Annotated in this window: 7 protein-coding genes; 3 read left to right on the top strand and 4 right to left on the bottom strand. The window is 72.2% G+C overall.

Going from position 1 to position 5,923, the window contains the following annotated elements; translation table 11 throughout:
- The first annotated feature begins 424 nt into the window (after positions 1–424).
- Complete coding sequence (locus tag EAD96_RS12345) at positions 425–1,000, top strand: hypothetical protein (protein WP_121684349.1); 576 nt, start codon at positions 425–427, stop codon at positions 998–1,000.
- Positions 1,001–1,043: 43 nt separating this feature from the next.
- Here the strand turns inward: EAD96_RS12345 and EAD96_RS12340 are convergent, their stop codons facing one another.
- Entirely contained in the window at positions 1,044–1,850 is an 807-nt protein-coding gene (locus tag EAD96_RS12340) for a hypothetical protein (RefSeq protein ID WP_121684348.1), read from the bottom strand.
- 74 nt (positions 1,851–1,924) lie between these two features.
- Here EAD96_RS12340 and EAD96_RS12335 point away from each other — a divergent pair, with 74 nt between their 5' ends.
- A complete protein-coding gene (locus EAD96_RS12335) occupies positions 1,925–2,869 on the top strand; it encodes a Ppx/GppA phosphatase family protein (RefSeq protein WP_121684347.1) in 945 nt (314 codons plus the stop codon).
- A gap of 75 nt (positions 2,870–2,944) precedes the next feature.
- Entirely contained in the window at positions 2,945–3,751 is an 807-nt protein-coding gene (locus tag EAD96_RS12330; protein WP_199733150.1) for a sugar phosphate isomerase/epimerase, read from the top strand.
- Between the two features lie 52 nt (positions 3,752–3,803).
- Here the strand turns inward: EAD96_RS12330 and EAD96_RS12325 are convergent, their stop codons facing one another.
- Genes EAD96_RS12325 through EAD96_RS12315 form a run of 3 tightly spaced genes read right to left on the bottom strand, consistent with a single transcriptional unit; the run spans position 3,804 to position 5,833 of the window.
- On the bottom strand, positions 3,804–4,370 hold the full coding sequence (locus EAD96_RS12325; RefSeq protein ID WP_018787720.1) for a CGNR zinc finger domain-containing protein: 567 nt from the start codon (positions 4,368–4,370) through the stop codon (positions 3,804–3,806).
- A gap of 19 nt (positions 4,371–4,389) precedes the next feature.
- The gene (locus EAD96_RS12320; RefSeq protein WP_120572955.1) at positions 4,390–5,556 is read right to left on the bottom strand and encodes a glutathionylspermidine synthase family protein; all 1,167 of its coding nucleotides are present in this window, start codon (positions 5,554–5,556) and stop codon (positions 4,390–4,392) included.
- Position 5,557: 1 nt separating this feature from the next.
- A complete protein-coding gene (locus EAD96_RS12315) occupies positions 5,558–5,833 on the bottom strand; it encodes a hypothetical protein (protein WP_233585676.1) in 276 nt (91 codons plus the stop codon).
- Positions 5,834–5,923 lie beyond the last annotated feature (90 nt).

Genomic DNA, 5,923 nt, shown 5'->3' with positions numbered 1-5,923 from the left:
GTGGTGGGCGGCACTCTGGCGGTGGAATGGCTGGCGGGTGGGTGGCGTTGTAACCCGGTGAACGACCGAGCACCAGCCGAGCCACGAGAAGGGGCCGCTGCTGCGGGAACAGCCTTGGGCTGTCGGTCGTTGAGTTCGGTTCTGGCGACGTGAGCCGCGGGGAATGATCCTGGCGGGCTGGTCGTTGAACACGGTTCCGACGACGTGAACCCCCGCCGCCCTCTGGTGGCGTGCACCGCCTCGGGAATGGTGGCGGGTGGCGGGTCGTTGGACATGCTTCCGGCGCCGCGCAGAGGCACCCCCCGGGGGTGTCCCGTGAGCAGCCGAGATCCCCCTTGAAGACTTTTTTGAGTGCCTGACGGTGCTCGCACCCGCGCCGGCCCCCGTCGGTGTGGGCGTCGATCCCCCGAATGGAGCCCCCATCATGAACACGATTCTGCGGAAGAGCGTTCTGGGTATTGCTGGTCTGGCCTTCACCGGTGGCGTGTTCGCCGGTCCGGTGGCCGCCCACGCGGCGGACACCACCCACGCGGTCAAGCCGGTGAGCGTGAGCGTGCAGGGTGACAAGCTGATCCCGCACGGTGTGCAGGGCGCCCAGTCCCGTATCGACCTGAACGACGAGCAGACCGCCAACGTGAAGGCGATCATCGCGGCGACGAAGAAGGCCGGCATGGACGAGCGTGCCGCGGTGGTGTCGATCGCGACGGCGTTGCAGGAGTCGAAGCTGGAGAACCTCGGCCACCTCGGTGACCGTAACGACCACGACTCGCAGGGCCTGTTCCAGCAGCGCCCCTCCTCCGGGTGGGGCACGGTGGAGCAGATCACCGACCCCGAGTACTCGACCACGGCGTTCCTGAAGGGTCTGAAGCAGGTCGACGGCTGGCAGGACATGCCGCTGACCAAGGCCGCCCAGACCGTCCAGGTCAGTGCTTACCCCGACCACTACGCCCAGTGGGAGCAGCAGGCCGCCGACCTCGTCGCCGAACACTGGAACAAGTAAGAGACACGAAGGCCGGCACCCCGAACCAACGGGGTGCCGGCCTTCACTCGCTTGCGGGGTGCGGGGCGACCTGACCCTGGCGCTGCCGGGCGGCGCAGAGTTCGGCCAGCTTCGCGTACGCGGGCGCGCCGATCAGCGCGGTCAGCTCCGGCCCGTACGAGACGTACATCGGCTCGGCGCCGACGTGCGCGTCGGTGGAGGACGTGCACCACCAGTCGAGGTCGTGCCCGCCGGCGCCCCAGCCGCGCCTGTCGAACTCGGCCAGCGTGGAGATCAGCACCTTGGTGTTGTCCGGCCGCTTGTGCCATTCCTGGTCGCGGCGTACCGGCAGCTGCCAGCAGACGTCCGGCTTGTACTCCAGCGGGTGCACCCCGTCGCGCAGCGCCTGGGCGTGCAGCGCGCAGCCGCCCCCGCCGGGGAAGTCGGCGTCGTTGAGGAACACGCACGGGGCGTCGACGTCGCGGGTGGCGGTACGCCGGGCCGGGGTCTTGCCGTCGACTGTGTCGTTCTCGGTCCAGTTCTTGAACCCGCGCCGGAAGTGCTGCCACGTCTCCGGCGTCAGCCGCTTGACCGCCGCCCGGACGCGCTTCTCGTCGTCGGAGTCGGTGAAGAACGCGCCGTGCGAGCAGCACCCGTCGGCGGCGCGCCCGGCGATGATGCCGTGGCAGCCCTGGCCGAAGATGCACGTCCAGCGGGACAGCAGCCAGGTCAGGTCGGCGCGGACGACGTGCTTCGCGTCGGCCGGGTCGACGAACTCGATCCACTCCCGTGGGAAGTCCAGCCCGACCTCGCGGCTGCGCGGGTCCTCGGGGTCGTCCACCAGCACGTGAAGCTCGATCTGCCCTGTCACTCGGACCAGCGTACGCGCGGTGACCCCGCCCGGCCGCCGAGCCGACGAAACGTGTTGGCCCTAGGGTCTCTCCCATGCGACTGGGTGTCCTCGACGTCGGTTCCAACACGGTGCACCTGCTGGTGGTCGACGCCCACCACGGCGCGCATCCCTGGCCGGCGCACTCGGAGAAGGTGGTGCTGCGGCTGGCCGAGCAGATCGGGCCGGACGGCGCGCTCACCGACGGCGGCGCGGACGGCCTGGTCAAGGCGGTCGGCATGGCCCGGGCGGCGGCCGACGGGCTGGGCGCCGAGGATCTGCTGGCGTTCGCCACGAGCGCGGTCCGCGACGCCACGAACGCCGCCGACGTGCTGGCCCGCGTCCGCGACGAGACGGGCGTACGCCTGGAGGTGCTCTCCGGCGCGGACGAGGCGCGGATGACGTTCCTGGCGGTGCGGCGGTGGTTCGGCTGGTCCGCCGGCCGGCTGCTGGCGATGGACATCGGCGGCGGCTCGCTGGAGCTGGCCGCGGGGATCGACGAGCACCCGGACGTGGCGATCTCGCTGCCGCTCGGCGCGGGGCGACTCAGCCGGGAGCGGCTCGCGGTGGATCCGGCCGGCACGGCGCCGCCGTCGGCCGAGGCCGTGGAGGAACTGCGGGCGTACGTGGACGCGCAGCTCGACCCGGTGGTGGAGCAGTTGACGGCGGTGGGCTGGGAGCGTCCGGTCGCCACCTCGAAGACGTTCCGCATGCTGGCCCGGCTGGCCGGCGCCGCGCCCTCCGGGGCGGGGCTGTGGGCGCGCCGCAGCCTGACCCGTACCGGGCTGCGGCAGGTGCTCGGGTTCATCAGGCACATCCCGCCGGCCCAGTTGCCCGAGCTGGAGGGGGTCAGCGCGCAGCGGGCGCACCAGCTCCTCGCGGGTGCGGTGGTGGCGGAGGCGGTGATGCGGCGCCTCGACGTGGACTGCGTGGACATCTGCCCGTGGGCGTTGCGGGAGGGTGTCATCCTGCGCCGGCTGGATCAGCTCGCGCCGATGTGACCGTACGAGCGCTCTGGGTTGCTTTGCGGTTGCTCGTCCCGATGCTCGCTGGCGGTTGGGGCTACCCTCGAAGGCGTGACCTACCGCGTTCCGGTGCTCCTGTCCACGTCCTCGGTCTTCCCCGAACGGACCGCGGCGGCGTTCCAGCTCGCCGCCGAGCTCGGCTACGACGGCATCGAGGTGATGGTCTGGACCGACCCGGTCAGCCAGGACGCGGGCGCGCTGCGCGGCCTCGCCGAGCACTACGGCGTGCCGGTGCTGTCGGTGCACGCCCCCTGTCTGCTCGTCACCCAGCGGGTGTGGAGCCCTGACCCGTGGGAGCGGCTGCGCAGGGCCGCCGAGCTGGCCGACACGCTGGAGGCGCCGACCGTCGTCGTGCACCCGCCGTTCACCTGGCAGCGTGACTACGCGCGCACCTTCGCTGACGGCCTCGACACGATCGCCGGGCAGTTCGGCGGCCTGCACTTCGGGGTGGAGAACATGTACCCGGTGCGGATGGCCGGGCGGCAGTTCGTCCCGTACGCGCCGGGCTGGGATCCGACCGAGATCGGCTACGCCTCGTACACGCTGGATCTGTCGCACTGCGCGGCCTCGCACACCGACGCGTTGGCGATGGCCGACCGGATGGGTTCCGGGCTGGCGCACGTGCACCTGGGCGACGGCACCGGCGAGGGGCGCGACGAGCACCTGGTGCCCGGTCGCGGCGGTCAGCCCTGCGCGGAGATGCTCCGCTCGCTCGCCGGGCGGGGGTTCACCGGCTCGGTGGCGGTGGAGGTGACCACCCGGGGCGCGAAGAGCCGCGCGGTTCGCGAGGCGGACCTGCGGGAGTCGCTGGAGTTCGCCCGGGCGAACCTGACCGCGCCCTCCCCGGTCGACGTCTGACCGGCACGGGCCACCCCGGCCGCTCGCACGCGGCCGGGGCGTACGCCGGAGGTCAGCTCACCGGGGACAGCGGCTGCGCCGGGACGGCCTGCTCGCCGACCGCTGCGCGCTTGCGGGCCCGATGCGCGGCCACGTGGGAGCGGGTGGCGCAGCGCTCGGAGCAGAACCGCCGGCAGCAGTTGGACGAGGTGTCCAGGTAGACGTTGCCGCAGCGGTCGTCGGCGCAGACCCCGAAGCGGGCGCTGCCGTACTCGCACAGCCACACCGACAGGCCCCAGACCGCGCCGGCCAGGTATTCCGAGGAGACCGACGCGCCCCGGCTGGTCACGTGCATGTGCCAGTCGGAGGAGTCGTGGCCGGAGATCCGCGGCTGCACCGGGAACGCCTCCAGCAGCGCGTTCAGCTCCGCCACCGCCTCGTTGTCCCGGCCGGAGGTGCCGTACTCGAAGACGTCCCGGAGGCGCTTCTGCGCCCGCCGGAAGATCGCCAGGTCCCGTTCCGCGACCTCGTCGCGCATCCAGCCCTGCTCGTCCGAGAAGACGGCCCGCAGGCCGTCCAGGTCGTCCAGCCGGGCGTTGACGAGCTCGACCCCGGTCCGGGCGTACGCGTCGAAGTTCACGACACCAACGGTAGACGACTCAGAGCACACGCGGTGCGTCGATGTAGTGGGGCAGGAACCGCGCGTAACCGTCAGTGATGAGGCTCTCGCTCTCGCGTACGCCGGCGCCGGCCGACTCGCCGTCCACGATCCAGCTCCCGAGCACCGTCCGGTTGCCCTCGAACTCGGGCAACGCGCGGAACTCCTGGAAGCAGAAGCCCTCGTCGCCGTAGATCCCCGGGTTGGTGATCTCCGTGTCGCCGGTCACGATGCGTACCGAGCCGCCCTCGCGGCCGAGCAGCGGCTTGGCCACGTACTCGGTCATGCCGCGCGGCGAGTCCAGGTACGCGGGCAGCAGGTAGTCGTGCCCCGGATACATCTCCCAGAGCACCGCCAGCAGCGCCTTGTTCGACAGCAGCAGCTTCCAGGCCGGTTCGATCCAGGTGGTGGGCGTGCCCGGGTCCAGCGCCGGCCGCCCGTACGGCTCGGCCAGCATCCACTCCCAGGGGTAGAGCTTGAAGCAGGTGGTGATCGGCCGGTCGTCGGCGTCGACGAAGCGCCGCCCGTCCCAGCCGACCCGCTGGATCGGCATGAGCGTCACGTCCAGCCCGGCCTGGCGGGCCGTCTCGGCCAGGTAGCCGGCGGTGATCTGGTCCTCGCCCGACTCCTCCTCGGAGGACCACAGCACGTGCGCCCGCGGCTCGTGCAGCCCGGCGCCGATCTTGGCCCAGGCGCCGACCAGGCGTTCGTGCAGGCTGTTCCACTGGTCCGCGTCCGGGCGGGTGTGTTCCAGCCAGTACCACTGCACGATGCTCGCCTCGACCAGCGCGGTCGGGGTGTCGGCGTTGTACTCCAGCATCTTCGGCGGGCCGCTGCCGTCGTACCAGAGGTCGAAGCGGCCGTAGAGCGTCGGGGGGTTCTCCCGCAGCGAGCGGGCGACCGCCTCGGCGGCCCACTCGGGGATGCCGAACTCGGCGTACCGGCGGCGGGCCACCACGTGCTCGGCGGCGGCCACCGACATCCGGTGCAGCTCCTCCGTGGCCTCCTCCAGCCGGAGCACCTCGTCCAGCGTGAACGAGTACGCCGCCGTCTCGTCCCAGTACGACATGATCTCGCCGTCGGGCAGCTCGGTGTCGACGTACACCAGGCCCTGGGCCCGGATGGTCTCGTCCCAGCCGGGGCGCGGCGTGCTCGCCTCGCGGCGCACGTCAGCCGCCGCAGGAGGCGAGGTGGGTGCCGAAGCCGCCGCGCTCGGGCAGCGCGGTGGTCGGGGCCGGCTCGCCGCGCGCGGCGGTGACCGGCGCGGGCACGTGCAGGGCCACGGCGACGATGTCGCCGCCCCCGCCGGCCGGGCCGAGCGCGCAGTCGTCATCGTCGTCGTCGTAACCGTTGTTGCAGCCGGAGAGCGCGAGGGCCAGCGCGGTCAGCGCGCCGAGCTGCACGGAGGCCGAGCGGAGCCGGCGCCGGGGGTGTCGTCGATCCACGTGAACGTTGTAGCCGATCCCCGCCAGCCGGGGGTGCCCGGGCCGGGCCGGAGCTGTCTCTTAGACACATCTCCGAGCCCACGAGACTAC

This window comes from Micromonospora sp. BL1 (genome assembly GCF_003667485.1).
GTDB classification, from domain to species: Bacteria; Actinomycetota; Actinomycetes; order Mycobacteriales; family Micromonosporaceae; genus Micromonospora; species Micromonospora tulbaghiae.
Note: the sequence above shows the minus strand (reverse complement) of the source record. Positions and strands in the feature narration are given on the sequence as shown.